Annotated in this window: 1 protein-coding gene and 1 pseudogene; both read left to right on the top strand. The window is 59.1% G+C overall.

Translation table 11 applies throughout. The annotated features are described in order from the left end of the window. The coding region (locus ACLJQE_RS44565; RefSeq protein ID WP_000270684.1) for a phage portal protein at positions 1 to 776 on the top strand (776 nt) is incomplete at its 5' end. Beyond that, a pseudogene (locus ACLJQE_RS44560) lies at positions 757 to 1,728 on the top strand (S49 family peptidase); the annotation flags it as partial. The gene ACLJQE_RS44565 and the pseudogene ACLJQE_RS44560, both read left to right, overlap by 20 nt. Positions 1,729 to 1,826: the final 98 nt, after the last annotated feature.

Genomic DNA, 1,826 nt, shown 5'->3' with positions numbered 1-1,826 from the left:
CGATGTATGCCGCCACCATTGAGAGTGAGCTGGATACGCAGTCAGCGATGGATTTTATTCTGGGCGCGAACAGTCAGGAGCAGCGGGAAAGGCTGACCGGCTGGATTGGTGAAATTGCCGCGTATTACGCCGCAGCGCCGGTCCGGCTGGGAGGCGCAAAAGTACCGCACCTGATGCCGGGTGACTCACTGAACCTGCAGACGGCTCAGGATACGGATAACGGCTACTCCGTGTTTGAGCAGTCACTGCTGCGGTATATCGCTGCCGGGCTGGGTGTCTCGTATGAGCAGCTTTCCCGGAATTACGCCCAGATGAGCTACTCCACGGCACGGGCCAGTGCGAACGAGTCGTGGGCGTACTTTATGGGGCGGCGAAAATTCGTCGCATCCCGTCAGGCGAGCCAGATGTTTCTGTGCTGGCTGGAAGAGGCCATCGTTCGCCGCGTGGTGACGTTACCTTCAAAAGCGCGCTTCAGTTTTCAGGAAGCCCGCAGTGCCTGGGGGAACTGCGACTGGATAGGCTCCGGTCGTATGGCCATCGATGGTCTGAAAGAAGTTCAGGAAGCGGTGATGCTGATAGAAGCCGGACTGAGTACCTACGAGAAAGAGTGCGCAAAACGCGGTGACGACTATCAGGAAATTTTTGCCCAGCAGGTCCGTGAAACGATGGAGCGCCGTGCAGCCGGTCTTAAACCGCCCGCCTGGGCGGCTGCAGCATTTGAATCCGGGCTGCGACAATCAACAGAGGAGGAGAAGAGTGACAGCAGAGCTGCGTAATCTCCCGCATATTGCCAGCATGGCCTTTAATGAGCCGCTGATGCTTGAACCCGCCTATGCGCGGGTTTTCTTTTGTGCGCTTGCAGGCCAGCTTGGGATCAGCAGCCTGACGGATGCGGTGTCCGGCGACAGCCTGACTGCCCAGGAGGCACTCGCGACGCTGGCATTATCCGGTGATGATGACGGACCACGACAGGCCCGCAGTTATCAGGTCATGAACGGCATCGCCGTGCTGCCGGTGTCCGGCACGCTGGTCAGCCGGACGCGGGCGCTGCAGCCGTACTCGGGGATGACCGGTTACAACGGCATTATCGCCCGTCTGCAACAGGCTGCCAGCGATCCGATGGTGGACGGCATTCTGCTCGATATGGACACGCCCGGCGGGATGGTGGCGGGGGCATTTGACTGCGCTGACATCATCGCCCGTGTGCGTGACATAAAACCGGTATGGGCGCTTGCCAACGACATGAACTGCAGTGCAGGTCAGTTGCTTGCCAGTGCCGCCTCCCGGCGTCTGGTCACGCAGACCGCCCGGACAGGCTCCATCGGCGTCATGATGGCTCACAGTAATTACGGTGCTGCGCTGGAGAAACAGGGTGTGGAAATCACGCTGATTTACAGCGGCAGCCATAAGGTGGATGGCAACCCCTACAGCCATCTTCCGGATGACGTCCGGGAGACACTGCAGTCCCGGATGGACGCAACCCGCCAGATGTTTGCGCAGAAGGTGTCGGCATATACCGGCCTGTCCGTGCAGGTTGTGCTGGATACCGAGGCTGCAGTGTACAGCGGTCAGGAGGCCATTGATGCCGGACTGGCTGATGAACTTGTTAACAGCACCGATGCGATCACCGTCATGCGTGATGCACTGGATGCACGTAAATCCCGTCTCTCAGGAGGGCGAATGACCAAAGAGACTCAATCAACAACTGTTTCAGCCACTGCTTCGCAGACAGGCCGGGAAGGTGACGTCCGGCTTGCTCATCCGCAGATCCTACCGCCTCCGCGCCACCTGTTGGGATGACGTGTTGTCCATATGTCTTGACAAAG

It is taken from the genome of Amycolatopsis sp. lyj-346 (assembly GCF_046548975.1).
Taxonomy (GTDB): Bacteria; Actinomycetota; Actinomycetes; order Mycobacteriales; family Pseudonocardiaceae; genus Amycolatopsis.
Note: the sequence above shows the minus strand (reverse complement) of the source record. Positions and strands in the feature narration are given on the sequence as shown.